The following is a 26,457-nucleotide window of genomic DNA, read 5'->3' on the forward strand; positions in this document are numbered from 1 at the left end:
GGCTCATAACCTGAAGGCCGCAGGTTCAAATCCTGCCCCCGCAACCAAATCCATCCGCAATAGGCGCCCCCAGGGGCGCCTTTGGCGTTTCTGGACATCGGCCCGCACGCCAAAGCGCGCAAACGACAATACGGCAGGCAAAAAAGCGCCACCGGCAAAGCCGATAAGGTCGGCACCGCCGGCAAAAACAAGCCCTCGCAACCAGTGCCCACTCCACCAATCCGCGACGCGGTGTACGCGGAACGGTTACAGCGGGCGGAAGCCGCAGCACCCCAATTTCCGGTTGAACTCAGGGATATCTCGGTTAAGCTGTTTGCGGCACCGAGGAATTGCGCAGATCCGACTGACGTCGGAGATGGCGTATTCTATCGACCAAATGGGATGTGCGGTGCTCTATGTCCTCCTGCTATTCATCTCTGCTCTTCTTGCGGCTTCAAGCCTCTCCAGCGCCGTTGCGCAGGAGCCTTCTCCCGCGCCGGCCGGCAAGTCGGCTCAAGCCGGACAGGTTTCCGAGATTAAGCTAGGCTATCTTCGTGCCTATGCGCCGCAGCTGGCCCTTTCGGTTCTGGATGTGCCGCCCCGCGACGAAGGTGTCGCGGGGGCGAAGGTGGGCGTCGGCGACAACAACACCACCGGTACCTTCCTTGGACAGAAGTTCACGCTCGACGTTTCGGAGGTAAGGCCGGATGCCGACGTCGTGCCGGCCTTCAATGACATGGTCTCCAAGGGCGTCCTCTACGTTCTCGCTGATCTCTCCGCCACGCAGCTCCTGTCGATTGCCGATGTCGCGCGCGAAAAGGGCGTCCTGATCTTCAACGTTGGCGCCACTGACGACCGTCTGCGCGAGGAGGAGTGCCGGGCGAATATCTTCCATACAGCGCCGACGCGTACCATGCTCGCCGATGGGCTGGCGCAGTATTTGATCTGGAAGCAGTGGCGCCGATGGGTGCTGGTCTACGGCTCCCATGAGCCCGACAAGCTGTTCGCCGAGGCGCTCCGCCGTGCCGCCACGCGCTTTGGCGGCGAGATTGTCGCGGAAAAGGAGTTTACCGATACGGGCACGGCGCGGCGGACGGATACGGGGGTGGTCCAGATCCAACGACAGATGCCCGTCTTCACGCAGGGCCTTCCCGATCACGATGTGATGCTCGTGGCAGACGAAAGCGAGGTTTTCGGAACCTATGTGCCCTTCCGGACCTGGATTCCTCGGCCCGTGGCGGGAACCGCCGGCCTGATCCCCTCCGCCTGGCATCCGGCCAGCGAGCAATGGGGCGGCACGCAGATACAGAACCGTTTCGCCAAGGCCAATGGCAGACGGATGTTGTCGAAGGACATGGCCGCATGGACGGCAGCAAGGATTATCGGCGAGGCTGCAACGCGCACGCGAAGTGCCGATCCCGAGAAGCTCGCGGCCTTCATTCGAGCCGACGATTTTTCGATCGCCGCCTTCAAAGGACAGAAGCTGACCTTTCGCAAATGGAACTGGCAGCTGCGCCAGCCAATCTTCCTGGGAGACGGCCGTTCCGTCATATCGACATCGCCGCAGGAAGGATTCCTGCATCAGTTTTCCGAACTCGACACGCTCGGGATCGATCAGCCGGAGACCCAATGCGCGCTGAAATAGCCTGAAAGAGGGAGAGAGCCAGATGCTGCGAAAACTGACTTTTCTTTCGGCCGGACTTGCTTTGGCAGCAAGCATGAGTTCTCCGGTCTCCGCCCATATGGTCTATGTTTCCAACGAGAAGGACAACACGGTGACCGTGGTCGACTCGACCACGAAAGAGGTGGTCCGCACGCTCGATGTCGGCCAGCGGCCGCGTGGCATCACGATTTCGCACGATGGCAAGTTCATCTATCTGTGCGCAAGCGACGACGACACGATCGAGATCATCGATACGGCAACGTACGAGATCATAGGATCGTTGCCGTCCGGACCGGACCCCGAACTGTTCGTCCTCTCGCCCGACGGGAAGACGCTTTACGTCGCCAATGAGGACGACAATCTGGTCACCGTCATCGACCTGGAGAGCAAGAGGGTGGTTGCGGAGGTGCCGGTTGGCGTCGAACCCGAGGGGATGGGCATCAGCCCGGACGGGAAGGCGTTGGTCAACACCTCGGAAACGACCAACATGGCGCACTTCATCGACACCGAGACCCACGAGATCACCCATAATGTTCTCGTCGATTCCCGGCCACGCTTCGCTGAGTTCAAACCCGACAATTCCGAGGTCTGGGTCAGCTCCGAAATCGGCGGCACCGTTTCCGTCATCGACAATGCGAGCCGCGACGTAAAGCACAAGATCACTTTCGAGATTCCCGGCCTGCGCTCGGAAACGATCCAGCCGGTCGGCGTGCGCATCACCGCCGACGGTACGAAAGCCTACGTGGCGCTCGGGCCTGCCAATCGTGTGGCTGTGGTGAATGCGAAGACTTACGAGGTCGAAAAATACGTGCTCGTCGGCCAGCGGGTCTGGCAGCTCGCCTTCACGCCCGACCAGAAGATGATCATCAGCACCAACGGCGTTTCGAATGACATTACCTTCATCGACGTTGCTACCGATGAAGCAATTCAGTCCGTGACCGTCGGGGCGCTGCCCTGGGGCGTGGTCGTCAGCCCGAACTGACGACGGTCCGGGCCGTGCACCTACACGTTGTCCGCTCCAGATCTTGCCAACAAGGCCGTGGAAGGAACGAGCACTATCAAATAGGCTGCGATGAAGGCTAATCTTGCTGTTCGCGGAGGAAGACGGCACCATGCAGCATGTGAAGGCGAATGATGCAGTAAGCTTGCCTGCCGCACTTGACGTGTCGGCCGTCAATCATAGCTACGGCCAGAAACAGGTTCTGTCGGACGTTTCTTTTTCAATAGCACCCGGACGCTTCACCGTCTTGCTCGGCCTCAACGGGGCCGGCAAGACGACGCTGTTCTCCCTGATCAGCCATCTTTACAACACGCGCCGCGGGGCGATCCGCATCTTCGGCCACGACATCAGCCGGGAACCGGGCGAGGCGCTGCGCCTGCTCGGTATCGTCTTTCAGGCGCGCACGCTCGATCTCGATCTCAGCGTCTACCAGAACCTCTCCTATCACGCGTCGCTGCACGGTATTGGACGAAGGGAGGCCGCGTCGCGCATCAAGACGCTGCTCGACCAGATCGGCATGAGCGACCGGTTGTACGACAAGGCGCGCAGCCTTTCCGGCGGGCAGATGCGTCGCGTCGAAATCGTCCGGGCTCTGTTGCATCGGCCGCCGCTGCTGCTGCTCGACGAGGCGACCGTGGGTCTGGACATACAGTCGCGTGCCGAAATTCTCGCTACCATCCGTCAGCTTGTGGTTACCGATGGCATCAGCGTCTTCTGGGCGACCCATCTCATCGATGAGGTCGAAGACAGCGATCATGTCGTCATACTCCATAAGGGCAAGGTGCTTGCTGACGGCAGGGTCGACGATGTCGTCCAATCCTGTGGCGCAAACAGCATTGGAGAGGCCTTTGCGACGCTGAGCGGGGTAGCCTCGGTTCCGGCAGGTGGAGGATCCCAATGACCTTGCAATCCGCCACAGGCCGCATTCCGGCCGGCACCACCGTTGAACATGGCTTCAGCCTTCGTCAGTATCTTGTTTGCCTCAAAGGCATTCTGGTCCGGGAAGGACTTCGCTTTCTCAATCAGCGAGAGCGCTTCGTCTCGTCGCTGGTTCGCCCGCTCTTGTGGCTCTTCGTGTTCGCCGCCGGCTTCCGTCAGGTGCTTGGCGTCTCGATCATCCCGCCCTACAAGACTTATGTGCTGTACGAGGTCTACATCACGCCCGGCCTGTGCGGCATGATCCTGTTGTTCAGCGGCATGCAATCCTCGCTCTCGATGGTCTATGACCGCGAGATGGGAAACATGCGGACCCTCCTGGTCAGCCCGTTTCCACGCTGGTTCCTGCTGGTGTCGAAGCTGCTCGCTGGCGTCGCGGTTTCGATCCTGCAAGTCTATGCTTTTCTGGCCATCGCCTGGTTCTGGGACGTCACGCCACCATGGACCGGCTACCTCTTGATCCTGCCCGCACTGTTCCTTTCAGGGATGATGCTGTGCTCGCTCGGCATGCTCTTGTCGTCGATGATCAAGCAACTGGAAAATTTCGCGGGGATCATGAACTTTGTGATCTTCCCGATGTATTTTGCGTCTCCGGCGCTCTATCCGCTGTGGCGCATCCAGGAATCGAGTCCGCTTCTCCACAAGATCTGCCTCGCAAATCCGTTCACCTACGCGGTCGAACTGATCCGCTTTGCCCTTTATGGACAGATTGACTGGGGATCGCTCATGGTCGTGGTTGCGTTCACCGTGCTGTTTCTGGGGGGCGCAATCCTCGCCTATGATCCGTCAAACGGCTTGCTCAGCCGCAAGCAGGATACCGGAGGGAATGCCTGATGCAGTGGCGATCGCTGACTCGCATCATCCCCGCCGCGGCAGTTACCGCAATCGTCGCGTGGCCCGCCGTGGCTGCGCAGGGGGACGACCCGGACTGGCCATGTATCCAGCGCAAGGTTCCGGAGCTTTCGCTTGGCCAGATATGGACCGATGCCGAACTGCCGCAAACGGCCGCCGACTGGTCCAAAGACGCGGCCGTTTCCGCGCTGGTCGTGGAACTGTCGGCGCGTCGCGTGCCGCTTCCGGAGGCGCAAGAAAAAATAAGCGAATATGCGAAAAGCCTGCCGGAGGGCGAGAGAGAACGGCGCATGACAATGCTCGTGCAGGGTTTGTTCGATCATATGAACCGAGAACGCGCGGACGTCATCGCCGGTATTGCACGTTACGCCCAAAGGCAGAGGGACATGGCGACCCTCCTGCGCCAGGAGGCTTCTGCCGTGGATGTTTTGCGGGCCAAACCCGATGTCAACCCGAACGAGATTGTACTCCGGAGTGATCGGCTCGCGTTTCAGACGCGCATCTTTCAGGAGCGCGCGGAGTCGCTGAGCTTTGTCTGCGAAGTGCCGACGCTGATCGAGCAGCGCTTGTACGCGCTGGCCAAGACGATTGCGGAGGCGCTGAAGGCCAGATGAGCTTCCGGAGTGGAGCAACGCGAATAATTGACGCTCGTTTCTCGCACGCGTATCCTCGTCGAAGGCTTTCCATCAGGGCACCTTGCGGGAGGAAGCTGTAGGACTGGCATGCGAAGGATGTCGGTCAGCATTCGTCTGCGCGCGTTCGTGCAGGGAAAGGTGCTCAAGTGAACCTCGTCGATCTCGTTCTGACCGTCTGCATGTTGGCCAACCCCACCGATTGCCGCACGGAGCACCTGTATTTCGAGAGCCGCGGATCGCTCGTCCAATGCATGATGCTGGCTCCGAGTGAGATCGCGAAGTGGTCCGAGAGCCATCCGAGGCTGAAGATCGTGCGATGGAAATGTGTTTTCCCTGACGGGGACCAGGAAACCTGACGTCGCTGCAAACATTTGCTGGGAGGTGGCATCATGAATATATCGCGGCGCGCGCTCTGCGGGGTAGCTTTGCTGGCTGTAGCACATCCTCTGGGCTTCCGAGCCTCGGCAAACCCCGCCGCTCCGAAGATACGGGTGGGTGTCCTGAAGTTCGGGACGGTGAACTGGGAGCTCGACACCATCAAGCACAATAAATTCGACACCAGCAACGGCATCGACGTGGAAGTCGTTTATTTCGCCGGCGAAGACGCCACCAACGTGGCCATGCTGGCAGGCGACCTCGACGTCATCGTTTCCGACTGGTTGTGGGTGTCGCGCCAGCGTTCGCAGGGCGAGGACCTGACGCTCGCGCCTTACTCGACCGCCGTTGGCGCTATCATGGTCAGGGAGGACGCGCCGATCCGTAGCATCCCCGACCTCGTGGGGAAGAAAATCGGGGTAGCCGGCGGATCGCTCGACAAGAGCTGGCTCCTGATCCAGGGGCTTGCGCAGCGTGACCATAAGATCGATCTGGCCAAGGAGAGTGACGTCGTTTTCGGCGCACCGCCCTTGCTAACGGAAAAGGCTCTCTCCGGTGAGCTCGACGCGGTTTTGAACTTCTGGCATTTCTGCGCGCGGCTGGAGGCAAACGGCTTTCGCCGCCTGATCGGTGCGGACGATGCAGCCAAGGCGCTCGGGGCATCGGGACCTGTCTCGGCGTTGGGATACGTGTTCCACGACAAATGGGCGAACGAAAACCCTGACGTGGCGATGAGCTTTGTGAAGGCAAGCGCGGAGGCCAAGAAACTTCTAGCGAACTCCGATGCTGAATGGCAGCGTTTGGCACCTATCGTGCGAGCCGAGGGCAGGGAGCTCGAAGTGCTGCGCGATCGCTATCGTGAAGGCATACCGAACCGGCCTCTTGCCGAAGAGGAAAGCGATGCCGCCAAGCTGTACGAGATTCTTGCGGACCTGGGCGGAGAGAAGCTCGTCGGTGAGGCGCGGCAGATGGCTCCCGGAACGTTCTGGGCCGCATTGAAGACATGAAAGCGGGATTTCGGTCGGAAAACGAGACATCTGAAAACCGGCGCGCCCAACGGGTCTCTCGCGGCATTGGTGCCGCGTTGCCGGCAGCCACGGCCCTGGCATCGCTCCTCGGACTGTGCTTGCTCTGGAGCCTCGCGGCCGGGATCTGGCCGAGCCGCGCTTTTCCGCCCCCGCTTGAGGTCTGGCGGGTGCTGCTCAAGGAGGCGGCGAGCGGCGACCTTGAATATCACTTGGCAATGACTCTCTGGCGGGTTGCGGCCGCCTATGTTGTTGCAATGGTCGTCGGGTCGGTCATCGGTGTCCTGCTCGGCACGCACCGGCGGGCGGATTCCTTCTTCAACCCGTGGCTTATCCTCTTCCTCAACCTCCCGGCACTGGTCGTCATCGTGCTCGCCTACATTTGGTTCGGCTTGACGGAGGCTGCCGCGATCGGCGCTGTTGCCATCAACAAGATACCCAACGTCGTCGTCACCATGCGTGAGGGTGCGCGTGCGCTCGACCCGCGTTTTGCGGAAATGGCCACCGTTTACCGGCTGGGGCCGCTCGATCATGTCCGCCATATCCTGATGCCACAGTTGCAGCCCTATTTCGCGGCTGCCTCGCGCTCCGGCATTGCGCTGATCTGGAAGATCGTGCTCGTCGTCGAACTGCTCGGCCGCTCCAGCGGTGTCGGCTTTCAGATTTATCTCTATTTCCAGATATTCGATGTTGCCTCCATCCTTGCCTACACGCTGGCCTTCGTGGCTATTATGCTGCTGATCGAACTCCTTCTGGTGCAGCCACTTGAACGACATGCAACCCGTTGGCGTCGCCGCCCCGCTTAACGTCGACATTGCCGAGAAGACGTTCCAGTCGGCTGAGGGCGTTAAGATCGTGGCATTGCGCGGACTTTCCTTCGAAGTGAGACAGGGCGAGTTCGCCTGTCTGCTGGGCCCGTCGGGCTGCGGCAAGACCACCACCTTGCGAATCCTGCTGGGTCTCGACCGGCAATTTTCGGGCAGCTATCAATTGCCCGAAGGCGGTTCCAACCGCATCGCTGCGGTCTTCCAGGAGCCGGTGCTTCTGCCTTGGCGGACGGTGGAGCAGAACGTCCGCCTTGCGCTGTCTCCGAGCCTCAGGGACAAGGAGTTGGACTGGCTGTTCGAAATACTGGGCCTCTCCACAATGCGGTCGCTCTATCCTTCGGAGCTTTCGCTCGGGCTTGCGCGCCGCGCCGCCTTGGCACGGGCCTTCGCCACAGAGCCCGCGATACTCTTCTTGGACGAACCTTTCACGTCGCTCGACGAACGGACCGCCGACCGGTTGCGCCGTCTTCTGATGACGGTGTGGGCGGCGAGGCCTACCACCGCCCTGATGGTGACCCACAATCTGCGCGAGGCGCTTCTGCTTGCCGATCGTATCATCGTGTTGTCGCCGCGCCCGGCGCAGGTCCTGGGCATCTATGACGTGGCCCTCTCGCGCCAGTTGCGCGACGCGCCGGCGCTGGACGATCTCGTGCTGGATTTTCACAGGAGGTTTCCGGACACCGTGTGATCGCGCTCCAAACCGTGGAGCTATTCACGGATGGAGGATCCGATCTGGCGGCGGATCTTGCGTTCGAGGGTCAGAAGCAGCGGACCTCTGCTTCGGCCTGCGCTCGTCTCAGTTCGGCGACGGCGGATTTTGCCGGCGCAGTCTGCCGGAACAGAGCCCCTCTTTCGCCTGTCTCAAGTCCCAGGCTCCGGAACGTCTCGGCCGCTTCGTAGCGCTCGTAAGGCATGATCGAGGCTATGACATCGATAGAGCAAGAGCACCCCTCGAGTGCGGCGCGTGTTTCGCCATTGGCCTTCATGCAGCCATACACATAATCGACGACCGCGATCGTCGGGTAGCCCCCGGCTGCCGATGCCGTCGCAGCAAACGTGAGCGCTGCGAGGAAGGCGATCACGTCTAGGTTACCGGTGGCCACCATGAAATCTCCCTTCGGTACTGGGGCATAGACAGGATCCAAGTTAATCTGATCGGAGCTCTGTATTATTATAGTAAGTGTCATGGAAGAGCCAATTTAAATCCTGTAAATATTAGTAATTCTTGTATTGCAAAGCAGCATTTTTTATTTTGCATCGCACAATAATCGTATAATTAATCTTGCGTTATTCAGGCTAATCGCCTATCCTCCAGCGGTTTCCGGCTTCAAGCCTTGTCTCTTGGGAGCGTAAAAGTCGCGTAGGTCAAGAGGACGGGCAATAACGGTGCCCTCTGCCCATCCAACTGGACCGTGAAACGCTGAAGGAAGCAGATATCCCACGACAAGCATGACAGAGCTTGGGCTGGCCTTGTGGTCTCCCGAGGATTGTGATGACGCGCCTCGGGTCCACATCGACATCGGGAGGAATCTGCATGCGCACACTCGGAAAACTTTATCTGCCGATGACCGCTGGACTTCTGACAGCGGCTCTTGCCGGAAATGCGTTCGCCAACGAGGAACTGACGAAACTGGCGGCCGACGCGAAGAACTGGGCGATGCCCACGGGCGACTATGCCAATCACCGTTATTCCAAGCTCAATCAGATCACCAAGGACAACGTGAAGGACCTGCAGGTCAAATGGACCTTCTCGACCGGTGTGCTGCGGGGCCATGAGGGCGGACCGCTGGTCATCGGCGACGTCATGTACGTCCATACGCCGTTTCCCAACAACGTCTATGCCCTCGATCTGAACAACGACGGCAAGATCCTCTGGAAATACGAGCCAAAGCAGGATCCGACCGTCATCGGCATCATGTGCTGTGACACGGTCAATCGCGGCGTCGCCTATGGCGATGGCAAGATAATCCTGAATCAGAACGACACGATGGTCGTTGCCCTCGACGCCAAGACCGGCAAGCCCGTCTGGTCTGTGAAGAACGGAGAACAGGTCGATGGCAGCAAGGCCGAGTCCAGCACGGGTGCGCCGATGGTGGTCAAGGACAAGGTGCTGATCGGTATATCGGGTGCGGAATTCGGTGTCCGCGGCTGGATGGCGGCTTACAATCTGAAAGATGGGTCGCTTGCCTGGAAAGCCTATTCGACTGGCCCCGACTCCGAAATGCTCGTCGACCCCGAAAAGACCACCCATCTAGGAAAGCCAATCGGACCTGACTCCGGTATAAAGAGTTGGGAAGGCGAGGAGTGGAAGACCGGCGGCGGCACGACATGGGGGTGGTACTCCTATGACCCGAAGCTCAACCTGATCTATTATGGCACGGCTAATCCGGGGGCTTGGAACCCCGTGCAGCGCCCGGGCGACAATCGCTGGTCCATGACCCTGATGGCGCGTGACGTCGATACCGGTATGGCCAAATGGCTGTATCAGATGACCCCGCACGACGAGTGGGATTATGACGGCGTCAACGAGAACATTCTCGTCGATGGAATGCAGATCAACGGTCAGCCGCGCGACGTGCTCGTGCATTTCGACCGCAACGGCTTTGCCTATACCCTTGACCGGGCGACGGGAGAGCTTCTGGTTGCCAAGAAATACGATCCGACGGTCAACTGGGCGACGGAAGTCGTCATGGATCCGAAGAGCGAGCAGTATGGCCGGCCGCAGGTCGTGGCGAAGTACTCCACCGAACAGAACGGCGAGGACGTGAATACGACGGGGATCTGCCCCGCCGCCCTCGGCACGAAGGATCAGCAGCCGGCCGCCTATTCACCGAAGACCGGCCTGTTCTACGTGCCGACAAACCACGTCTGCATGGATTATGAGCCGTACAAGGTCAGCTACACGGCCGGTCAAGCTTATGTCGGTGCGACCGTTAACATGTATCCGACCCCGGGCAGCCATGGCGGCATGGGCAACTTCATTGCCTGGGATGCTGCCAAAGGCGAGATCGTCTGGTCGAAGCCTGAGCGGTTCTCGGTCTGGTCCGGTGTTCTCGCGACCGAAGGCGACGTGGTCTTCTACGGAACCCTGGAAGGTTACATCGTCGCCGTCGATACGGCGGGCAAGGAACTCTACCGGTTCAAGACGCCATCCGGCATTATCGGAAACATCAACACGTTCGAACATGGCGGCAAGCAGTATATCGCCGTCTTGTCGGGCGTTGGTGGCTGGGCAGGCATCGGACTCGCCGGTGGCCTTCTGGGAGCGGAGGGCGCAGCGGCGTGGCAGCAGGCCGTGGCCGGTAAGAACGCTCCGACCGCAGAAAAAGAAAGCATCGCCACAGCAGGTTTGGGTGCGGTAGGCGGTTATGCCGGACTGGCGGAGTACACGACGCTTGGCGGGCAACTGACTGTCTTCGGTCTTCCGGACTGATGACCACCCGTTCGAGAGTGATGGGGCTGCGTCTCCGGCGCGGCCCCATCAGACATCGACGGCCCGGAGCAATAACTGCCAAGCAGTCCGCATCTCCATTCGTGCAAACCCCGATATGCCCTGCTGGAGCGTCGCGTTCCGGTTTTCCAAAGCGTGGAGTTATTGATGGCTTTTCGTAATGTAGTTTTGGCGCTTGGCGCCATGTTCCCGTTCTTGATTCCCGGAAATATTACAGCGGCAGACGACAAGCAAAAAGCCGCAGCAGTCAAAGACGAAGACGGCAAATACTTCGATGCGGAGGGCAACCCGACATTCAAGTTTCAGGAGGATGGCACAGTCGACTGGTACACCTTCAGCGGCTACCGGCGCTATCACTCGGACTGTCATGTCTGCCACGGCCCCGATGGGGTCGGCTCGAGTTATGCACCCGCTCTGGCCACGACCATGAAGAACATGGATTATCCGACTTTCCTCTCGATCGTTGCGGAGGGACGCAAGAACGTTGGCGGCGGCAAGGAAAACGTCATGCCGGCGTTCGGCGACAACAAGAACGTCTATTGCTACCTCGACGACATTTACGTCTACCTGCGCGCCCGCGCCGTCGGCGCCGCGCCCCGAGGTCGTCCGCCCAAGAAGGTCGACAAGCCCGAAGCGGCGAAGGCTTACGAGACGTCCTGCATGGGTGAATGACATGGCACACGGCATTCATCGGACCTTTAGGGCAGCCCTCATCTCCACGGTGATGGCCGCGCTGATGCCGTTGCAAGCGCAATCCCAGAGCGCCGGGCTCGGGGCCGCTGGCGAACTGGTCGATCCGGACACGCTGCGGGTCTGCGCCGATCCGTCCAACATGCCATTCTCCGACCAGAGTGGCGAAGGCTTCGAGGACAAGCTCGCCAAGATGGTCGCAGCCAAGACAGGGCGAAGCTCCGTCACCTACATGTGGTATCCTTCGATCACGGGCTTTGTGCGCAATACTCTCGGCGCCAACCGCTGCGACATCATCATGGGCTACGCGCAGGGAGACGAACTCGTCCAGAATACCAACGCTTATTATCGCTCCTCCTATGTGCTAATTTACAAGAAGGATGGCGATCTTGCTGGCGTCGAAACGCTGACCGATCCGAAACTTGCCGACAAGCGGATCGGTGTGGTCCAGGGAACGCCACCCTCCGCGAATATGGCGATCGCAAAGCTGATGCGCAAAGCCAAGGTCTATCCGCTCATGGTCGACACGCGGATAATGCCGTCGGTGGCCGAGCTCATGATCCGAGACATGCTGGCAGGCGTGATTGATGCCGCTGCAGTCTGGGGTCCGATGGCAGGTTATTATGCCGGCAAGTCCGGGGCCGATCTGGCGATCGTGCCTTTGACCGGCGAGAAGGGCGGCCAGCGCATGATCTATCGGATCACAATGGGTGTGCGGCCGTCCGACCAGCAATGGAAACGCACGCTCAATTCCTTCATCAGGGACAACCAGGCGGAAATCAACAAGCTCTTGCTTTCCTATGGCGTCCCGCTGCTCGATGAACACGATGAGAGGATCACGCAGTGACGTTCGAGTACCTCGAAACGCTGGAGATGTGGGGCGCCGGGATACCGCGGCGCCATCCGCATCCGATGGCTGCGGACGCTCGGAGGGGCTGTATCTTGTCGGACTCATCCTGGCGAACCAGTCCATGGAGGTGAGAATCAAGGGAGGATAACGACATGGACGTACGCGCCGCCGTCGCCACTGAGGCCGGCAAACCTCTGGAAATCATGACGGTTCAGCTCGAAGGGCCGAAGGCCGGCGAGGTGCTGGTCGAGATCAAGGCGACCGGCATCTGCCACACCGACGATTTCACGCTGTCGGGCGCCGATCCCGAGGGGCTGTTCCCGGCAATCCTCGGCCATGAGGGCGCCGGCATCGTCATCGACGTCGGTCCCGGCGTCACCTCGGTGAAGAAGGGCGACCACGTCATCCCGCTCTATACGCCGGAATGCCGATCCTGCCCCTCCTGCCTCAGCCGCAAGACCAATCTCTGCACTGCCATCCGCGCCACCCAGGGGCAAGGGCTGATGCCGGACGGCACCTCGCGGTTTTCGCTCAACGGCGAGAAGCTGCACCACTACATGGGCTGCTCGACCTTTGCGAACTTCACCGTGCTGCCGGAGATCGCCGTCGCCAAGGTCAACCCGGACGCGCCGTTCGACAAGATCTGCTACATCGGCTGCGGGGTGACCACCGGCATCGGCGCGGTAATCAACACCGCCAAGGTCGAAATGGGGTCGACGGCGATCGTCTTCGGGCTTGGTGGCATCGGCCTCAACGTCATTCAGGGGCTTCGGCTTGCCGGCGCCGACATGATCATCGGCGTCGACATCAACAACGACAAGAAGCCCTGGGGCGAGAAGTTTGGCATGACCCACTTCGTCAATCCGAAGGAGGTCGGCGACGACATCGTGCCCCATCTTGTCAACCTGACGAAACGCGGCGCCGACCAGATCGGCGGCGCCGACTACACCTTCGACTGCACCGGCAATGTCAAGGTGATGCGCCAGGCGCTCGAGGCCTCGCATCGCGGCTGGGGCAAGTCGGTGATCATCGGCGTTGCCGGTGCCGGCCAGGAGATTGCCACCCGGCCGTTCCAACTGGTCACCGGCCGCACCTGGATGGGCACCGCCTTCGGCGGCGCGCGCGGCCGCACCGACGTGCCGAAGATCGTCGACTGGTACATGGAGGGCAAGATCGAGATCGACCCGATGATCACCCACACGATGCCGCTCGACGACATCAACAAGGGCTTCGAACTGATGCATTCCGGCGAAAGCATCCGCAGCGTCGTGATCTACTGAGCGTATCCGCCGGGCGCTCGAACCAAGCTGAAGCGCCAGAGCATCCGAGACGAGATTTGGGCTTCGGCACAACAGGGAGGACACGCAATGGAAAGTTCAATTAGCATTCATCCGGCGGTCGATGGTGGCCTGAGAGAGGCCAGCCCGAACTTTACCGGAGGCACGCTTGTTTGTGCCTGCACGGACCGGCCGGTCAAGGTGAGGATCGAGGGACAGATTGCCCACAATCATGCTTGCGGCTGCACCAAATGCTGGAAGCCCAGCGGCACCAATTTCTCCATTGTTGCGGTTGTTCCGCATGACAAGGTGACCGTGCTCGAGAACGGCGACAAGCTGCAAGTGGTCGACCCGTCTGCGCTGATCCAGCGGCACGCCTGCAGGGACTGCGGCGTTCACATGTATGGCCCGGTGGAGCGCGAACATGCCTTCCAGGGGCTGGACTTCATTCACCCCGAGCGCTTTCAGGAGTCGGGCTGGGCTCCGCCCGGCTTTGCCGCCTTTGTCTCCTCCATCATCGAATCGGGGGTCGATCCCAGTCGCATGGATGGCATCCGGGCCCGCTTGCGGGAGCTTGGACTGGAGCCCTATGACTGCCTGTCGCCAGCCCTGATGGACTATATCGCCACCTGGGTTGCGAAGAAGTCGGGCGCGCTTCCAAGCTGATCGAGCAAATGGAGTTGATGCCGCCCTGTCAGTGCGCTAACCGCTGACAGGGGCGCCTCTGCCATGGACTTTGACGCGTGGAAACAGCCGCGGCTACCCTGTGCCTGCGATTGAAGGAGCATCCGGTAGATCGCCCGGACACGACGCGGATCTAGGGGCGCGGCGGCTTGACGCTGCCGAACCGGACCTCTTCGCGTGAGGGATTGTCGGCGATCGACTGCTCCTCCTCATCATCTGGAAGAGCTTCGTCGGGATCGACATTTGCCTCATCGCGGCTCGGAACCGGCGGTATCCGGCCTTGGTCCACCGGCTTTGCATCCTCGGGGCGCGATAAATCCGGTCGCGTCTCGGCGTTCTCGTCGGGGACTTCGGCCTCGTCGGGGACCTCGGCCGGTCGGCGGGCAGGGTCTTTCGGATTGATACGTGCCATCGCGATCTTCCTTTTCTTATCGGAAGAAAGCGAGTGGCAGCACTTTGTTCCCAATCCTCACCTGTTCCCTATTCTCCAAGTTCCCGCTCCAGCGTCCTGCCGGCAAGGGCGAACGCTGGCGGGGATCTTCCGTTGAGGAACAATTGCCATCGACGACGATTGGGGCTTCGAACACGCGGGAATGCGGGACGGTATCCCAAGCCCTTGTTCCGTCGGTCTCGTGGTTCAGATCAGGAATGAAGGATGGTCACCGGAGGATGTCAAAGCTTGCGACAGCAGCGGTACTTCTGATTCTGGTCGTGATCGCAGTGATCTGGGTGCTTTTTCCGTATGACGGGACCCCCGATATTGGACAGCCACCGCCGCATGCGATCGACCAATCGGATTAGGCGTCCCCCGTGGCCGCGTGTCCGGAATCCACGACACATCGCCCATACAACGCCTCCCGCCTACGTGGTGCGACGCCCATGCCGGCGTTGCACAGTGATGTCGGAACATCTTCAGCCGCTGGCGGTTCCTTCGGAACCCTCGTTCGAGACGGAGATGCGACATGAGAAAAGCTCTGAGAGATGCGGTAGTGGTCATCACGGGCGCTTCGTCCGGAGTTGGGCAGGCCGCGGCTGAAGAGTTCGCCCGACGCGGTTCGAAACTCGTGCTCGCCGCCCGCGATGCGGCCGCGCTTCAACGCGTGGCGAAGACCTGTCGCGAAATGGGGGCCGAGGTCCTGGTTGTGCCGACTGACGTGACGGACGCAGACGCAGTCAGGGAGCTGGCCAGGAAGGCGACGAGCTTCGGCAAGATCGACGTCTGGTTCAGCAATGTCGGCGTCGGTGCGGTTGGTCGCTTCGTTGATACGCCGATCGCCGCCCACGAGCAGGTCATTCGCACCAACCTGATGGGCCATATCAATGACGCACATGCAGTCATTCCGATCTTTCTCAAGCAGCGCCAGGGCACCTTCATCAACATGATTTCTCTTGGGGGTTTTGCTTCCACGCCTTTTGCGACGGCCTACAGTGCCAGCAAGTTCGGCCTTAGAGGCTTCTCCGAAGCGCTCCGTGCCGAACTCGCCGATGAACCCGATATCCACATTTGTGATGTTTACCCCACCTTCATGGATACTCCGGGGGTGGCCCACGGTGCGAATTACACAGGCCGCAAACTCAGCGTTCCTCCACCCGTCTACAATGCGCGCCGTGCCGCTCGCGCCATTGTCCGTCTCGCGGAGCGTCCACGCACCTCGATCACGGTTGGCTTCGTGGCGGACCTGGCGCGTTTCGCGCATTTTCTCGCGCCCAATCTCACGACGCGGCTGCTGGCGCAGCTTACGTCCCGTTATCTGAGCCAAGCGCCGCGGGTGGAGAGCAGCAACGGCAACTTGTTCAGGGCGCCGGCCGTGGCCGGCGGTATCGACGGAGGTCTTCGCTCGTCCCATAGAATTCCGCTTGCAACCGTGGCAGCCGTGGCTGTCGTCGGGCTCGCGGTCGCTGCCCTGATCGCCGGGAAGCCCCGTGCTTCGCACATGGGAGTCCTGAGGTGAAGGCCCTGACCTGGCACGGCAAGGGCGACATCCGGTGCGAGAGCGTGCCTGATCCGAAAATCGAGGACGATCGCGATGCCATCATCAAGGTCAGCGCGTGCGCGATCTGTGGCTCGGACGTCCATATTTTCAATGGTCTCATTCCCTCGATGGAGCACGGCGACGTGCTTGGCCATGAAACGATGGGCGAGGTGGTCGAGGTCGGCAAGAGGGCGACCAGATTGAGGGTCGGCGATCGTGTCGTCGTTCCCTTCACGATCGCCTGCGGCGAGTGTTTCTTCTGTCAGCGAGGCTTCTATTCGGGCTGCGAACGCACCAATCCCGATCGGGAAAAGGCGGTGAAGCTGTGGGGCAATTCGCCTGCCGGCCTGTTCGGCTATTCCCATCTTCTCGGCGGCTATAGCGGCGGGCAGGCGGAATATCTTCGCGTGCCCTATGCGGATGTCGGACCGATCAAAGTCCCGGACGAGTTGACCGACGAGCAGGTGCTGTTTCTTTCCGACATCTTCCCGACCGGCTACATGGCCGCCGAATTCTGCGACATCAAGCCGGCCGACACGATCGCTATCTGGGGCTGCGGTCCCGTCGGGCAGATGGCGATCCGTTCGGCGTTCCTGCTCGGAGCCGAAAGGGTCATTGCCGTGGATACGGTTCCGGAACGCCTGAGGCTCGCCGAAACGGCGGGTGCGATGACCCTCGATTTCATGCAGGAGGACATCTACGATCGGATCATGGAGATAACCCACGGTCGGGGCGCCGACGCCTGCATCGACGCGGTCGGGACCGAAGCCGACAGCCGGGCAAGCCTCGATTCCTTTGTCGATCGCGTGAAGGTGGCCACGTTCATGGGCACCGATCGCCCGCATGTCTTGCGGCAGGCAATCCATTGCTGCCGGAATTTCGGAACCGTCTCGATCGTAGGCGTCTATGGCGGATATCTGGACAAAATACCCATGGGGTCGGCAATCAACCGCGGACTGACTTTCCGCATGGGCCAGACGCCGGTGCAGCGTTATCTGCCTTCGCTCCTCGATCGGATCGGGAAGGGGGAGATTGACCCCTCTTTCGTCATCACCCACAGGGGCAGTCTCGATGAGGGGCCGGCGCTCTACCGTACCTTCGGCGACAGGAAGGATGGTTGCGTAAAGGTGGTTCTGAGGCCGTAAAGGGATCTGCACTCGTCAAGCGCCGCCGCGTGCCCGCGATCGCGCGATTTAACTCTTTGAACTCCTAGGACTCTTTGAACTCCCCGGAACTGTTTTACAGTTCCAGAATGGCGTAGGGCCGGCCCGTCGGCTTTTCTATATGCGCAGCGACATTGAACACCGGGGCGCCGCCCGGTGTCTGCCCTTCGTAGGTTCCTTTATGTGCGTGGCCGTGAACAACGGCGCTCACGCGGAAGCGGTCGATGGTCTCGGCGAGACGGGATGAACCGAGAAACGGGTATATTTCCTTGGGTTCCCCCGCGACGGTTTCGGCGATCGGGGAATAATGCAGAACGACCAGGGCGCGCTGTGCCCTGGTGTTCCTCAAGGCATTCTCCAGACGCATGGCCTCGTCGACGCTCTCCGAGACCATGGCCTTTATGGCGGTCTCGCCGAACGAGCCCAGCATGTGCCGACCGAAGCCGCCGATGAAGCCTTTTGTTCCGGCGAACCCCACTCCGTCGATCTCGACCGTCTGGCCGTTGAGAAGATGGACGCCTGCCTTCACCAGGATCGACGAGACTTCCTCCGCCGCATCGCATTGGTGATCGTGATTTCCAAGAACGGCGATGACGGGAACCGTGCAGGACTTCAGGTCGGCCGCGAGGAGTTCGGCCTCCACCGGCTTGCCCAGGTCCGTTAGATCCCCGGCGATGACGAGCACGTCAGCGGCTTGCGAAATCTCAGAAAACAGCTCGGTATAGGAGACCGACCTGTCCTCCTTCACGTGGAGATCCGCAACGGCGGCGACTTTCAGCTTGCTCATGGCGTCTTCTCCTCGATTCCTTCGCGCATGTCACCTTCGCCGCCGATATCGGCGAATCCCCATTCCCTGACGTCGATCTCGTAGTCGGGGCGCGAGTACATTCGTCCGCGGCAGATTTTCGTCTGCGGCAGCGGCAGATCCCGTTGTGCCGCCAGCCTGCTCAGGAGCTCGTCCATCAGCCACTGCGGAACCTTGTTGCGCTCGGAAGGATATATCCATCGGAAATTGAGGAGGTGGATAAGCAGGACCTCCCAGTGAACCTCCATGTATTCGAGCAATCTTGTCCAGTCGACCCGGTCGTGCGCCTTCAGGATCACGTGGACCACGTCGGCGCCGTCGTAGCGTTCACGAAGCTGGATGAAGGACTTCGACCAGATCAATTCGGTCGGCGCGGCGATCGAGACCGGACAGCCGCAGATTTCCACCGGCAGCGCATGTGCGAACCAGCTATCGTTGACCAGCATAGTTCCATTCGGCGAGGCGAAGATTACGTCGAAGAAAAATCTGCCCTTGAACACCTTTCCCAACCACCGGTCGTCCTCGATTTCGACCGCGTAGCCGCGGGACTTGAAGTGCTTGAGAATACGGGTGTAGTCACCCGCCTTGCAAAAGACGTCGAGATCCTTCGTCGGCCGTGAGATGCCGGTATAGGCGCTGACGGCAAAGGTGCCTGCGATCAGGAAGGGAATTTTGGAGCGAACCAGCTCCGCGATTGCCTCCGCAACAAAGGCCTCGGCCTCCTCGTTAACGAGTTGCGGCACCGCGAGCGGTCCGGCTCCTCCGCGTGAATTCTCTTGCGGCGGTATGGCTGACGTCATGCTGTTCTCCGGTACCGACAGAATCTCCTACGGAAACACGCTAGACTTGGGGAAGTTCCGCGCCATCGTTGAAGCAGAAGAAGGGGTGCCTCGCAGCAGACGAACTCCGGGCGGCGCATCCATCGGGGCGATACCGCGCGTCAGGAGCTTTCGCTAGCCGCGTTGCTCGCCTTCGCGTTTGGCTTGGGCGAGATCCTCGTCCGTCAGGACGCGGACGTCCGGATCGGCTGCGCCGCGCTCCTGCTGGTTGAAGCGCAATTTCTCCATGTACGGCGTCGGCTTCTTGCGGCGGTAGTCGCCAAATTCCTTGGCATAATAGGCGCGCGCTTCGTCGACGCTTTTCGCGCCGGTCACAATGTCGTGCATCAGGTTGAGTGCCAGAAAGTTCGCCTGTTCGTCGTGGCAGCGCGCCGACACTTCGCCGGCCGTGCGTTCGACGATCACGCTGCCGTCGAAAGCAGCAAGCTCGGAAAACTTTTCCGGTGGAACCCGGTAGTCGATGACCGATTCCACCGAGTCGTTGTGAGGGGCAGGAAAGTTGTGCTCGTAGAATGTCTTCGACGCGACGATCCGCTTCCATGGCCCGGGCCGGTGCCACACCAGCTGGCTGTCCGTCGTCTCGTTCGGTTCACCGTATTGATCGATGACAAGCTGGGCGGCCTCGCGAGATTCCTCTGGCCAGTTCTGGACGTATTTGGAGAATTTCTGTTCAGGCATCATCTACTCCGCGGTTGAGGCACCAACCGGCACAACGCCGGAAAGTTCCGCGGCTGCAGCACTCATGGCCATTGCCCGCTCAGCCTTGGTTGATGAAGCTGGCGGCTCTCTGCAGGCGACGCCAAGTCGCGTGCCGTTCGCAATGCAGCAAGGGCTTCTTCCGGCGAATGGCACAGAAGATTGAGTTCGGTCGGCCGGCGAAGCGCTATCTGGATGTGATGCGGTCCGAACATGCGAACCAGGCCATATCCAGGAAAACGGCCATTGCCGGCTGCACGGTTGTTCCAGCGCGTGATCCTGCCGTACGGCCACGGGGTATAGGAATGTTCCACATCCAGAATGCGGGCGCATTCCTCATAGAACGCCTTCTTGCTGATGTCCGTGCGAGCGCCCATGCGACAGATTCTCTTCCTTCCTCCGTAAGCCGGAATCTTGGAACCGTTCCCGCCGGACAATGTTCCCGATCTGTCTGCGTTCGCGCGGAACAATCAAAAGCGACGTCGGTTCGACCTTCGTGAAGACATAGGAGGAAAAATCATGAGCGCTTCCGGTGTCGCTGCCTTCGACAAGACACTTCAGGTTACCAACACGTGGTTGGACGACATCATGAAACAGCAAGGGCCGGATCGCCAGGTTGCGTGGCATATTCTCGGTGCCGTCTTGCACACGATTCGGGACCGTTTGCCCGCAGATCTGTCCGCCCACCTTGCCGCCCAACTGCCACTGCTGGTGCGCGGCGCGTATTACGAACAGTACGAGCCATCCAAGCAGCCCATGCGATTGCATTCGCTCGACGAGTTTCTCACGCAGGTGAAGGAGGAACTCGCCTTCACACGGCCGAAAGATGCGGTGCAGACGGTCTTCGGCGTCCTGTCGCATTATCTCGATCCCGGTCAGGTCGCGAAGGTGCGGGAAAGCTTGCCCGAAGACATACGTGCTCTGTGGCCGGACCCCCATTCCCGACATTGAATAGGAGCGATCCGGGTCATCGCCACGGCCGCGCAGAAGTTCATCGTGATTCCCGTCCGGACCGGATGGCGATGGAACGCGCCGGTCGCGACTCGGCGGTTGCGAAGTATGCGGCCAGCGCCACGATTTCGTTGTCGGAAAGCGTTCTCGCTACCTCTCGCATCAAATGTCCATATCCGGTGCCGCCGCGCCGCCCCTCGCGGAAGAGGCGGAGTTGTTGCTCGACATAGGGCGCTGGCTGGCCGGCCAGCGATGGGAATACCGGATTGCGATCTCGGCTCGCGTGGCAGACAAGGCAGGCGGGAATACGTCTTGACGGATTTCCCTCCGTGGCAAGTTTCCTGCCTGCTTCGACAAGCTCTGTCGCAGTGCCTGGTCTTCCCGGGGGTGGGGGCAATGCTGCGAAATGCGCTGCGAGGCCTTGCCAGTGGCGACGGTCGACGATCTTTGCGACCACATTCATGACGCCGCTCGCTCTGCGGTCCTCGGCGTAAGCGCCGAGACTCTGCAGAAGGTAGGTCTCGTTTTGGCCTGCGATGACCGGCGTCGCGGTGCTGCGACCCCGGCCATCCACGCCATGGCATCGCGTGCATTCGGCGAGAGCCTGCTGAAAGGTCGTTGGCCGATCGATGAGCGCACCCGCCGGGCCGTATGCCAGATCGCGATAGCCCTCGACGCCAAGCGCCGGCAGTCGGCGCAGGAAGGCGACCATCGCCCAAGCCTCGTCTTCGCGTTGTTCGCTGGGCCAGGCCGGCATTCCGGTGAACCGCACACCATGCTTGACGATGCGAAAGAGTTCGGCATCGCTCCAGGTGTTGACGCGCTCGGCGAGGTCCGGCGGCTGCGGCAGCATGCGCAAGACTGCCGGCGAGCGGGGTTCGCCCGGTGCGCCGTGGCAAAGGGCGCAACCACGCGCAAAGTGGCCTGCCGCCGTCTGGACGGCGTGGTGCGGCAGCTCCGGAGGGACTTCAACTGCAAGAGCATATGTTCTGACTGCCGACCGCATTGCGAAATGCAGGAACCAGTCGGTGATCTTCCAATGGCCGCTCGACGCGCCCACGTTGAAGAAACCGATCCAGGCGCCGAGAACCACCGCGAAAGGGAGAATAGCGAGAACTACGGCGACGTGTTTCCAGTTGACGTGCATCAGCCCTCTGCCTTCCTTTGATGGCCCGGCGCCAATAGCCGAGCCAGGAGCGTCACCCCTCCGGTGAGATAAACGACAGCGCCGACGGCGAGCATGATGACCCCACCAAGCACCTGGTCCTGCTCGGCGCTGAGGGGATTACCAAAACAGACGACAGAGTCCCTCCCATAGAGAGGCCTCGGGCTGAGGGCGAGCAGCACGCCCATCAAGGTCATGTGCACTGACGTGAGAAGAAGCGCGAAGGCCCCGGAGAGCGCCGCCTGGTCCCTTCCGCCGTGCTGTCCGATACAGGAAAGCCACAGGAAAAGCCCTGCTGCGAGGAAGGTTGCTTGCTCCAGCAGGAGAGCCGCGACGTTGGTCCGCGCGAGCGCGCGCAAGATCGGCGCGTGCCATGTCCACACGACAACAAATTCGACGAACGAGGCAATCAGAGGCGTTGCCGGTGCAAACAGAAGGGCAGCAGCGGACCGGTGGATCCTGAGTGTGCTCAACCCCATCGCTATCAGCGGTGCCGCGATCGCGACTATGCCCATATGCGCCAGCATATGGGCGGTAAACGATCCTTGCGAACCCGGGAGCAGGGAACCTGTAAGAATCAGGGCCAGCAGCGCCATCCCTGACAGGAGTGCCAGCCGCCTCATTGCAAACACTCCGTCACGAACAGCACCGGCAGCGCGACGAAGACCACTGCGATGAAGCTCAGACCGGAAAGCAACAGCGTGGCGAAACCCTGGAAGAGCGTGCGGTCATGGCGCGTCGGCTCATCATGCGGCGGGTCGTGGGCGCCGAAGCCCCATTGCCGCCAGGCGAGCCAGGCAGACACCAGAATGGCGACAAGCGCGAATGCCGTCGCCACGCCTATGCCGACACGAATTGCATCGAAGCCGATTGGGAACCGGTCGCGTTTGGCGCAATAGATTGCCACGCCCAGATAGCAGATCAGGAAGTGAGCCGCCCAGACGACCGGAGCCGTGAAGAGTGTCCAGAGCGATTCCAGGCCGCCGCTGGGACGCGATCGTGGAGGCGTCGTGCGCATCGCTACCTCCATCCGGCTTGCGGGAAGAGCCCAATCACGGGGAAGGTGATTGCGGCGGTGATCACGAGAAAATGCCAGAAGAGAACCACGTTGCTCAGATCGGCATCGTATTGGCGCGTCAGGCGGCCTGCGAAGCTGCGCGCCAGGCAATAGGCCTGCATGACGGCACCGACTGCGGCATGAGCCAGCACCCATATGACCAGTATCCAGACAATCGCCGGGTATACATGCGCGGTCGGCTGCATCGCGTGCGCCCGGGGCCCTTGGAGGGCCGCGACGCTTGCGGCGCAGGTCAAAGCGAAGGAGACCGCGAGGCAAAGCCGCATGACGAGAACGTCGTCCTTGGTGTTGTAGCGTCGGGCCACGACGGTCAGGCCCCATGCCGCGGCAAAGAGTGCCAGCGCCAGCAACGGCCAGAATGAACCTGGACCGTCGATGCCGCCGGTAAAATCAGGGTGAATCGTCCAATAGAAAAAGTATCCGAAGACGAGACTTGCGAATGCGGTGCTGTCGCCGACCATGGTGATGAACATCGCCCACCAGCCTACCGACGCCGGGCCCGAGGCATAGATAGGCAATGTGAGATCGAGGCCGACGTCCTTCTCCGGCTTTTCCGGGATCTCGGCCGTTCCGGTCCAGAGCCACCAGACGATGGCAGTGAAGGCCGCCATCGCAGCCACCAACGAAGCAATCCACCAATGAAAGGTAAGCGCGATGAAAGTTGCGCCGAGCGATGCAGCCGAAACGATTGTGAGATAGGACGTTCCGCCGACGCGCAGGACTTGCAGGGGCCTGGCATCGAGGACCGAGGTGACGAGCCCTTCTCGCCGGCCTTCCTCTGCGTCGGGGAGATAGCCGCGTCCTTCGCTGATATCGCGCATCAGCGTCTTCTGGTCCCATAGCGGATAGCGGCTCGTGATCACCGGAATCGAGCGCACGCCCCAGTTCTCCTCGGGTTCCGATATCCATTCGAGCGTGCCGGCCCGCCAAGGGTTCATCTCGCCACGGAGGTAACGATTTTTGGGCCGGAGAACGTCGAAAGCGACGAGCAGCACACCGGAGGCAAAGACGAAGGCGCCCGTGGTGGAAATCAGGTTGAGCCAATCCCAACCGAGTTCCGTCTGATAGGTGAATACCCTGCGAGGCATGCCGCGCATGCCTGTCAGATGCATGGGAAAGAACGCGATGTTGAAGCCGGCAAACATCAGCCAGAACGCTATGCGTCCGAGCGCGTCCGAGAGGTGCTTCGCGTCTATGAGAGGATAATAATAGTAGATCCCGGCCACGACCGGGAACAGCATACCGCCGATCATCACGTAATGGAGATGCGCCACGACGAAATATGTGTCGTGCGCCTGCCAGTTGAAAGGCGCGAGCGCCACCATGACGCCCGTCAATCCGCCGATGACGAAGATGGCGATGCCGCCAACGCCGAAGAGCATCGGGACCGAGAAGATGACCCGGCCGGCAAGCATGGTCGCGATGAAGACGAAAAGCTGCACGCCGGTTGGAATGACGACCGCTTCCGATGCCGCCGAGAAGAAGGCCAGCGAAATCTGCGGCAGCCCTGTTGCGAACATGTGGTGAACCCACAAGCCAAAGGATAGAAAGCCGGTGCCGACGGCGGCGAGAACGATCCAGGAGTATCCGACGATCGGCCGTTGCGAAAAGGTCGGCACGATCATGGCCATCAACGCAATGGCCGGCAGGAAAATGATATAGACCTCCGGATGACCGAATATCCAGAACAGGTGCTGCCATAGCAGCGGATCGCCTCCGCGTGTCGGATCGAAGAAAGGCCAGTCGAACATTCGCTGCATCTCGAACAGGATGTCCCCGGCAATCAGCGGCGGAAAGGCGAACAGGATCATTCCCGCGACGATCAGCAGGTACCAGGCAAACAGAGGCATCAAATTGATGCGCATGCCCGGCGCGCGGCATTTCATGATGCCGACGATCAGCTCGACTGCCGCTGCTATCGACGCGATCTCGATAAAGGACAGGCCGAGCAGCCAGATGTCGGCGCCTACTCCGGACAACTCGGGATCGGTGGCGAGCGGCGGGTACATGAACCATCCCGATGACGGCGCCGCATCAAAAAAGATGGAGCCGCATACAAAAACGCCGCCGATCAGAAAACTCCAAAAGCCGAACGCACCTAGCCGCGGGAAAGGCAATTCCCTGGCGCCCAGCATCGGCGGCAACAGGAAGATCGCCGCAGCCTCGAAGATCGGCACGGCGAAGAGAAACATCATCACCGTTCCGTGGAGCGTGAAGGCCTGATTGTAGAAATCCGCGGAAAACAGGTCGCTCACCGGCGTCGCCAGTTGCAAGCGCATCAACAGCGCCAGAACGCCGCCAAAGAGCATGAACGCGAACGCCGCCGACGAATACCATAGTCCGACTTGAAAGTTATTGACCGACGTCCAGTAGCGCCAGCCGCTTGGATTCGCCCAGACTGCACGCAATCGCTCCGCCTGCGCATGGCGGATCTTGCGCGTGTCTGCGTCAGGTCGAACACTCATTTGAGCCCCTTCAGATAAGTGGCGATGGCTCGTATCTCGTCCGGCGGCAACATCGCGAAAGACGGCATTCGGGTTCCCGGCTTGAGAACTCCGGGCTCCGCAATGAAGCGAGCGATTGCGTCTTCGGTGTTGGGGAGGATGCCTGCGCCGACCGTTTCCCTTCCGCCAAGGTGAGACAGGTCCGGTCCGACCAGTCCGCGCGCCTCCGTGCCGTCGATGCGGTGGCAGCTTCCGCAACCGTGTTTCATGAAGAGATGCTTGCCCGACCCTCCCGCGTTCGCGGCGGGGTTTGACTGAGCGGCCAGCCAACGATCGAAGTCGTCCGGTCGCATTGTCACGGCAGAAAAGGCCATCAGCGCGTGCGACGTCCCGCAAAACTCCGTGCATACGCCGCCATAGATGCCCGCCTTGTTTGCCAGGAGGGAGAGCCTGTTCGTGCGACCCGGTATCATGTCCATCTTGCCGCCGAGCGACGGTATCCAGAAGGAGTGGACGACATCGTCGCTTCGCAGCACCAGCTCGACCGGCTCGCCCACCGGCAGCCTTATCTCGTTGGCAGAGATCGCCGGCGGCCCCGGCGACTGGTGATAGGCGACCCGCCACCAAAACTGAGTACCGGTGACTTCGATGCGCAAGGCACCGGCGCTCGAAGGTCGCAGGCCCGGCATCAGCCATAACGCGTATGTCAGGAGCGCAAGCAGCACCACGGAGGAAAAAATCGGTCCCGCCCACAGGATGAGCTTGCCGGCGGCGTCTTCGCTCCACATGTGACGGCGATCGCGCAGGGCGTAAACAAGAAGGCCGACCACGGCGAGCCAGATGAACGCGCCGGTGCTCACCAAGACCCAGAACAGGAATGAAGTGGCGTCCGCTTCCGATCCGGCGGTGTCAAGCGCCGATTGACGTCCGGTGCACCCGCAGCAAAGAAACGGCGCGCCTGTCGCGTAGCGCCCGAATGTCGAGCGGCGCTGCTCGGGATGGCAACCATAAACCACGGCGATGTCCGTCTTTCAACGCGCAAACCATTCCGCGGAGGAACCCCTGATTGCGTTCAAAGTTCCCGCTGGCTTGCAGCCGG

General features: G+C 60.9%; 28 protein-coding genes. 17 read left to right on the forward strand and 11 right to left on the reverse strand.

Features of this window, described 5'->3' with window-relative positions:
• Nucleotides 1-388: 388 nt before the first annotated feature.
• From pedA1 to ILFOPFJJ_RS02020, 9 genes are all read left to right on the forward strand, one after another.
• Entirely contained in the window at nt 389-1,624 is a 1,236-nt protein-coding gene (pedA1, locus tag ILFOPFJJ_RS01980) for a lanthanide ABC transporter ABC transporter substrate-binding protein PedA1 (RefSeq protein ID WP_312032677.1), read from the forward strand.
• A 22-nt stretch (nt 1,625-1,646) separates the two neighbouring features.
• Nucleotides 1,647-2,624, forward strand: coding sequence for a YVTN family beta-propeller repeat protein (locus ILFOPFJJ_RS01985; RefSeq protein WP_173508901.1), 978 nt, complete (start codon nt 1,647-1,649; stop codon nt 2,622-2,624).
• Nucleotides 2,625-2,754: 130 nt separating this feature from the next.
• Complete coding sequence (gene pedB, locus ILFOPFJJ_RS01990; RefSeq protein ID WP_173510124.1) at nt 2,755-3,543, forward strand: lanthanide ABC transporter ATP-binding protein PedB/LutE; 789 nt, start codon at nt 2,755-2,757, stop codon at nt 3,541-3,543.
• Nucleotides 3,540-4,412, forward strand: a complete 873-nt coding sequence (gene pedC / locus ILFOPFJJ_RS01995; RefSeq protein WP_173508902.1) for a lanthanide ABC transporter permease protein PedC — start codon at nt 3,540-3,542, stop codon at nt 4,410-4,412. Before pedB ends, pedC begins: the two co-directional genes overlap by 4 nt.
• A complete protein-coding gene (locus ILFOPFJJ_RS02000; RefSeq protein WP_173508903.1) occupies nt 4,412-5,044 on the forward strand; it encodes a hypothetical protein in 633 nt (210 codons plus the stop codon). The genes pedC and ILFOPFJJ_RS02000 overlap by 1 nt, the downstream gene beginning before the upstream one ends.
• 167 nt (nt 5,045-5,211) lie before the next feature.
• Nucleotides 5,212-5,421 carry a hypothetical protein gene (locus tag ILFOPFJJ_RS02005; RefSeq protein ID WP_173508904.1) on the forward strand — a complete coding sequence of 70 codons (210 nt, stop codon included), beginning with the start codon at nt 5,212-5,214 and terminating at the stop codon, nt 5,419-5,421.
• Between the two features lie 33 nt (nt 5,422-5,454).
• Nucleotides 5,455-6,447 carry an ABC transporter substrate-binding protein gene (locus ILFOPFJJ_RS02010; RefSeq protein WP_173508905.1) on the forward strand — a complete coding sequence of 331 codons (993 nt, stop codon included), beginning with the start codon at nt 5,455-5,457 and terminating at the stop codon, nt 6,445-6,447.
• 77 nt (nt 6,448-6,524) lie between these two features.
• Nucleotides 6,525-7,271 (forward strand): ABC transporter permease, encoded by a 747-nt coding sequence (locus tag ILFOPFJJ_RS02015; RefSeq protein ID WP_173510125.1) that lies wholly within the window; start codon nt 6,525-6,527, stop codon nt 7,269-7,271.
• Nucleotides 7,240-7,980, forward strand: a complete 741-nt coding sequence (locus ILFOPFJJ_RS02020) for an ABC transporter ATP-binding protein (protein WP_173510126.1) — start codon at nt 7,240-7,242, stop codon at nt 7,978-7,980. The genes ILFOPFJJ_RS02015 and ILFOPFJJ_RS02020 overlap by 32 nt, the downstream gene beginning before the upstream one ends.
• A 70-nt stretch (nt 7,981-8,050) precedes the next feature.
• Here ILFOPFJJ_RS02020 and ILFOPFJJ_RS02025 read toward each other — a convergent pair whose 3' ends face one another.
• Nucleotides 8,051-8,398: a hypothetical protein gene (locus ILFOPFJJ_RS02025; protein WP_246299444.1), complete on the reverse strand. Its 348-nt coding sequence runs from the start codon at nt 8,396-8,398 to the stop codon at nt 8,051-8,053.
• A 428-nt stretch (nt 8,399-8,826) separates the two neighbouring features.
• Here ILFOPFJJ_RS02025 and ILFOPFJJ_RS02030 point away from each other — a divergent pair, with 428 nt between their 5' ends.
• The 5 genes from ILFOPFJJ_RS02030 to gfa all read left to right on the forward strand — a co-directional run bounded on the left by ILFOPFJJ_RS02030 (nt 8,827) and on the right by gfa (nt 14,226).
• Complete coding sequence (locus tag ILFOPFJJ_RS02030; protein ID WP_173508906.1) at nt 8,827-10,725, forward strand: methanol/ethanol family PQQ-dependent dehydrogenase; 1,899 nt, start codon at nt 8,827-8,829, stop codon at nt 10,723-10,725.
• A gap of 201 nt (nt 10,726-10,926) precedes the next feature.
• A complete protein-coding gene (locus ILFOPFJJ_RS02035) occupies nt 10,927-11,415 on the forward strand; it encodes a c-type cytochrome, methanol metabolism-related (RefSeq protein ID WP_246299524.1) in 489 nt (162 codons plus the stop codon).
• 1 nt (nt 11,416) lies between these two features.
• Nucleotides 11,417-12,280, forward strand: coding sequence for a substrate-binding domain-containing protein (locus tag ILFOPFJJ_RS02040; RefSeq protein ID WP_173508908.1), 864 nt, complete (start codon nt 11,417-11,419; stop codon nt 12,278-12,280).
• Between the two features lie 155 nt (nt 12,281-12,435).
• Nucleotides 12,436-13,563: an S-(hydroxymethyl)glutathione dehydrogenase/class III alcohol dehydrogenase gene (locus ILFOPFJJ_RS02045; protein ID WP_173508909.1), complete on the forward strand. Its 1,128-nt coding sequence runs from the start codon at nt 12,436-12,438 to the stop codon at nt 13,561-13,563.
• 87 nt (nt 13,564-13,650) lie between these two features.
• The gene (gene gfa, locus ILFOPFJJ_RS02050) at nt 13,651-14,226 is read left to right on the forward strand and encodes an S-(hydroxymethyl)glutathione synthase (protein ID WP_173508910.1); all 576 of its coding nucleotides are present in this window, start codon (nt 13,651-13,653) and stop codon (nt 14,224-14,226) included.
• A gap of 151 nt (nt 14,227-14,377) precedes the next feature.
• On the opposite strand, the gene ILFOPFJJ_RS02055 is transcribed toward gfa, so the two are convergent.
• A complete protein-coding gene (locus ILFOPFJJ_RS02055; protein ID WP_173508911.1) occupies nt 14,378-14,656 on the reverse strand; it encodes a hypothetical protein in 279 nt (92 codons plus the stop codon).
• 550 nt (nt 14,657-15,206) lie between these two features.
• Between ILFOPFJJ_RS02055 and ILFOPFJJ_RS02060 the strand changes: the two genes are divergently transcribed.
• Nucleotides 15,207-16,196, forward strand: coding sequence for an SDR family oxidoreductase (locus ILFOPFJJ_RS02060; RefSeq protein ID WP_173508912.1), 990 nt, complete (start codon nt 15,207-15,209; stop codon nt 16,194-16,196).
• Nucleotides 16,193-17,362: an alcohol dehydrogenase catalytic domain-containing protein gene (locus tag ILFOPFJJ_RS02065; RefSeq protein ID WP_173508913.1), complete on the forward strand. Its 1,170-nt coding sequence runs from the start codon at nt 16,193-16,195 to the stop codon at nt 17,360-17,362. The genes ILFOPFJJ_RS02060 and ILFOPFJJ_RS02065 overlap by 4 nt, the downstream gene beginning before the upstream one ends.
• Nucleotides 17,363-17,456: 94 nt before the next feature.
• Here ILFOPFJJ_RS02065 and ILFOPFJJ_RS02070 read toward each other — a convergent pair whose 3' ends face one another.
• The 4 genes from ILFOPFJJ_RS02070 to ILFOPFJJ_RS02085 all read right to left on the reverse strand — a co-directional run bounded on the left by ILFOPFJJ_RS02070 (nt 17,457) and on the right by ILFOPFJJ_RS02085 (nt 20,097).
• Nucleotides 17,457-18,167, reverse strand: coding sequence for a metallophosphoesterase family protein (locus ILFOPFJJ_RS02070; RefSeq protein WP_173508914.1), 711 nt, complete (start codon nt 18,165-18,167; stop codon nt 17,457-17,459).
• Complete coding sequence (locus ILFOPFJJ_RS02075) at nt 18,164-18,985, reverse strand: hypothetical protein (RefSeq protein WP_173508915.1); 822 nt, start codon at nt 18,983-18,985, stop codon at nt 18,164-18,166. The genes ILFOPFJJ_RS02070 and ILFOPFJJ_RS02075 overlap by 4 nt, the downstream gene beginning before the upstream one ends.
• A gap of 153 nt (nt 18,986-19,138) precedes the next feature.
• Nucleotides 19,139-19,702, reverse strand: a complete 564-nt coding sequence (locus ILFOPFJJ_RS02080) for a hypothetical protein (RefSeq protein ID WP_173508916.1) — start codon at nt 19,700-19,702, stop codon at nt 19,139-19,141.
• A 62-nt stretch (nt 19,703-19,764) separates the two neighbouring features.
• A complete protein-coding gene (locus tag ILFOPFJJ_RS02085) occupies nt 19,765-20,097 on the reverse strand; it encodes a hypothetical protein (RefSeq protein ID WP_173508917.1) in 333 nt (110 codons plus the stop codon).
• 142 nt (nt 20,098-20,239) lie between these two features.
• On the opposite strand from ILFOPFJJ_RS02085, the gene ILFOPFJJ_RS02090 reads away from it, so the two are divergent.
• Nucleotides 20,240-20,671 carry a DUF2267 domain-containing protein gene (locus ILFOPFJJ_RS02090; RefSeq protein WP_173508918.1) on the forward strand — a complete coding sequence of 144 codons (432 nt, stop codon included), beginning with the start codon at nt 20,240-20,242 and terminating at the stop codon, nt 20,669-20,671.
• Between the two features lie 40 nt (nt 20,672-20,711).
• Here ILFOPFJJ_RS02090 and ILFOPFJJ_RS02095 read toward each other — a convergent pair whose 3' ends face one another.
• Genes ILFOPFJJ_RS02095 through coxB form a run of 5 tightly spaced genes read right to left on the reverse strand, consistent with a single transcriptional unit; the run spans nt 20,712 to nt 26,374 of the window.
• Nucleotides 20,712-21,818, reverse strand: a complete 1,107-nt coding sequence (locus ILFOPFJJ_RS02095) for a c-type cytochrome (RefSeq protein ID WP_246299446.1) — start codon at nt 21,816-21,818, stop codon at nt 20,712-20,714.
• Complete coding sequence (locus ILFOPFJJ_RS02100; protein ID WP_173508919.1) at nt 21,818-22,459, reverse strand: cytochrome c oxidase assembly protein; 642 nt, start codon at nt 22,457-22,459, stop codon at nt 21,818-21,820. The genes ILFOPFJJ_RS02095 and ILFOPFJJ_RS02100 overlap by 1 nt, the downstream gene beginning before the upstream one ends.
• The gene (locus tag ILFOPFJJ_RS02105) at nt 22,456-22,854 is read right to left on the reverse strand and encodes a hypothetical protein (protein WP_173508920.1); all 399 of its coding nucleotides are present in this window, start codon (nt 22,852-22,854) and stop codon (nt 22,456-22,458) included. Before ILFOPFJJ_RS02105 ends, ILFOPFJJ_RS02100 begins: the two co-directional genes overlap by 4 nt.
• Nucleotides 22,855-22,856: 2 nt before the next feature.
• Nucleotides 22,857-25,379 (reverse strand): cbb3-type cytochrome c oxidase subunit I, encoded by a 2,523-nt coding sequence (locus tag ILFOPFJJ_RS02110; RefSeq protein WP_173508921.1) that lies wholly within the window; start codon nt 25,377-25,379, stop codon nt 22,857-22,859.
• A complete protein-coding gene (gene coxB / locus ILFOPFJJ_RS02115) occupies nt 25,376-26,374 on the reverse strand; it encodes a cytochrome c oxidase subunit II (protein ID WP_173508922.1) in 999 nt (332 codons plus the stop codon). The genes ILFOPFJJ_RS02110 and coxB overlap by 4 nt, the downstream gene beginning before the upstream one ends.
• Nucleotides 26,375-26,457: the final 83 nt, after the last annotated feature.

The organism is Sinorhizobium psoraleae, assembly GCF_013283645.1.
Taxonomy (GTDB): Bacteria; Pseudomonadota; Alphaproteobacteria; order Rhizobiales; family Rhizobiaceae; genus Sinorhizobium; species Sinorhizobium psoraleae.

Coding starts and splice junctions, on each gene's coding strand:
- ILFOPFJJ_RS01985 (WP_173508901.1), top strand. CDS start 1,647: ATGCTGCGAAAACTGACTTTTCTTTCGGCCGGACTTGCTTTGGCAGCA.
- pedB (WP_173510124.1), top strand. CDS start 2,755: ATGCAGCATGTGAAGGCGAATGATGCAGTAAGCTTGCCTGCCGCACTT.
- pedC (WP_173508902.1), top strand. CDS start 3,540: ATGACCTTGCAATCCGCCACAGGCCGCATTCCGGCCGGCACCACCGTT.
- ILFOPFJJ_RS02000 (WP_173508903.1), top strand. CDS start 4,412: ATGCAGTGGCGATCGCTGACTCGCATCATCCCCGCCGCGGCAGTTACC.
- ILFOPFJJ_RS02010 (WP_173508905.1), top strand. CDS start 5,455: ATGAATATATCGCGGCGCGCGCTCTGCGGGGTAGCTTTGCTGGCTGTA.
- ILFOPFJJ_RS02020 (WP_173510126.1), top strand. CDS start 7,240: ATGCAACCCGTTGGCGTCGCCGCCCCGCTTAACGTCGACATTGCCGAG.
- ILFOPFJJ_RS02025 (WP_246299444.1), bottom strand. CDS start 8,398: ATGGTGGCCACCGGTAACCTAGACGTGATCGCCTTCCTCGCAGCGCTC.
- ILFOPFJJ_RS02030 (WP_173508906.1), top strand. CDS start 8,827: ATGCGCACACTCGGAAAACTTTATCTGCCGATGACCGCTGGACTTCTG.
- ILFOPFJJ_RS02035 (WP_246299524.1), top strand. CDS start 10,927: ATGTTCCCGTTCTTGATTCCCGGAAATATTACAGCGGCAGACGACAAG.
- ILFOPFJJ_RS02040 (WP_173508908.1), top strand. CDS start 11,417: ATGGCACACGGCATTCATCGGACCTTTAGGGCAGCCCTCATCTCCACG.
- ILFOPFJJ_RS02045 (WP_173508909.1), top strand. CDS start 12,436: ATGGACGTACGCGCCGCCGTCGCCACTGAGGCCGGCAAACCTCTGGAA.
- gfa (WP_173508910.1), top strand. CDS start 13,651: ATGGAAAGTTCAATTAGCATTCATCCGGCGGTCGATGGTGGCCTGAGA.
- ILFOPFJJ_RS02055 (WP_173508911.1), bottom strand. CDS start 14,656: ATGGCACGTATCAATCCGAAAGACCCTGCCCGCCGACCGGCCGAGGTC.
- ILFOPFJJ_RS02060 (WP_173508912.1), top strand. CDS start 15,207: ATGAGAAAAGCTCTGAGAGATGCGGTAGTGGTCATCACGGGCGCTTCG.
- ILFOPFJJ_RS02070 (WP_173508914.1), bottom strand. CDS start 18,167: ATGAGCAAGCTGAAAGTCGCCGCCGTTGCGGATCTCCACGTGAAGGAG.
- ILFOPFJJ_RS02075 (WP_173508915.1), bottom strand. CDS start 18,985: ATGACGTCAGCCATACCGCCGCAAGAGAATTCACGCGGAGGAGCCGGA.
- ILFOPFJJ_RS02080 (WP_173508916.1), bottom strand. CDS start 19,702: ATGCCTGAACAGAAATTCTCCAAATACGTCCAGAACTGGCCAGAGGAA.
- ILFOPFJJ_RS02085 (WP_173508917.1), bottom strand. CDS start 20,097: ATGGGCGCTCGCACGGACATCAGCAAGAAGGCGTTCTATGAGGAATGC.
- ILFOPFJJ_RS02090 (WP_173508918.1), top strand. CDS start 20,240: ATGAGCGCTTCCGGTGTCGCTGCCTTCGACAAGACACTTCAGGTTACC.
- ILFOPFJJ_RS02095 (WP_246299446.1), bottom strand. CDS start 21,818: ATGCACGTCAACTGGAAACACGTCGCCGTAGTTCTCGCTATTCTCCCT.
- ILFOPFJJ_RS02100 (WP_173508919.1), bottom strand. CDS start 22,459: ATGAGGCGGCTGGCACTCCTGTCAGGGATGGCGCTGCTGGCCCTGATT.
- ILFOPFJJ_RS02105 (WP_173508920.1), bottom strand. CDS start 22,854: ATGCGCACGACGCCTCCACGATCGCGTCCCAGCGGCGGCCTGGAATCG.
- ILFOPFJJ_RS02110 (WP_173508921.1), bottom strand. CDS start 25,379: ATGAGTGTTCGACCTGACGCAGACACGCGCAAGATCCGCCATGCGCAG.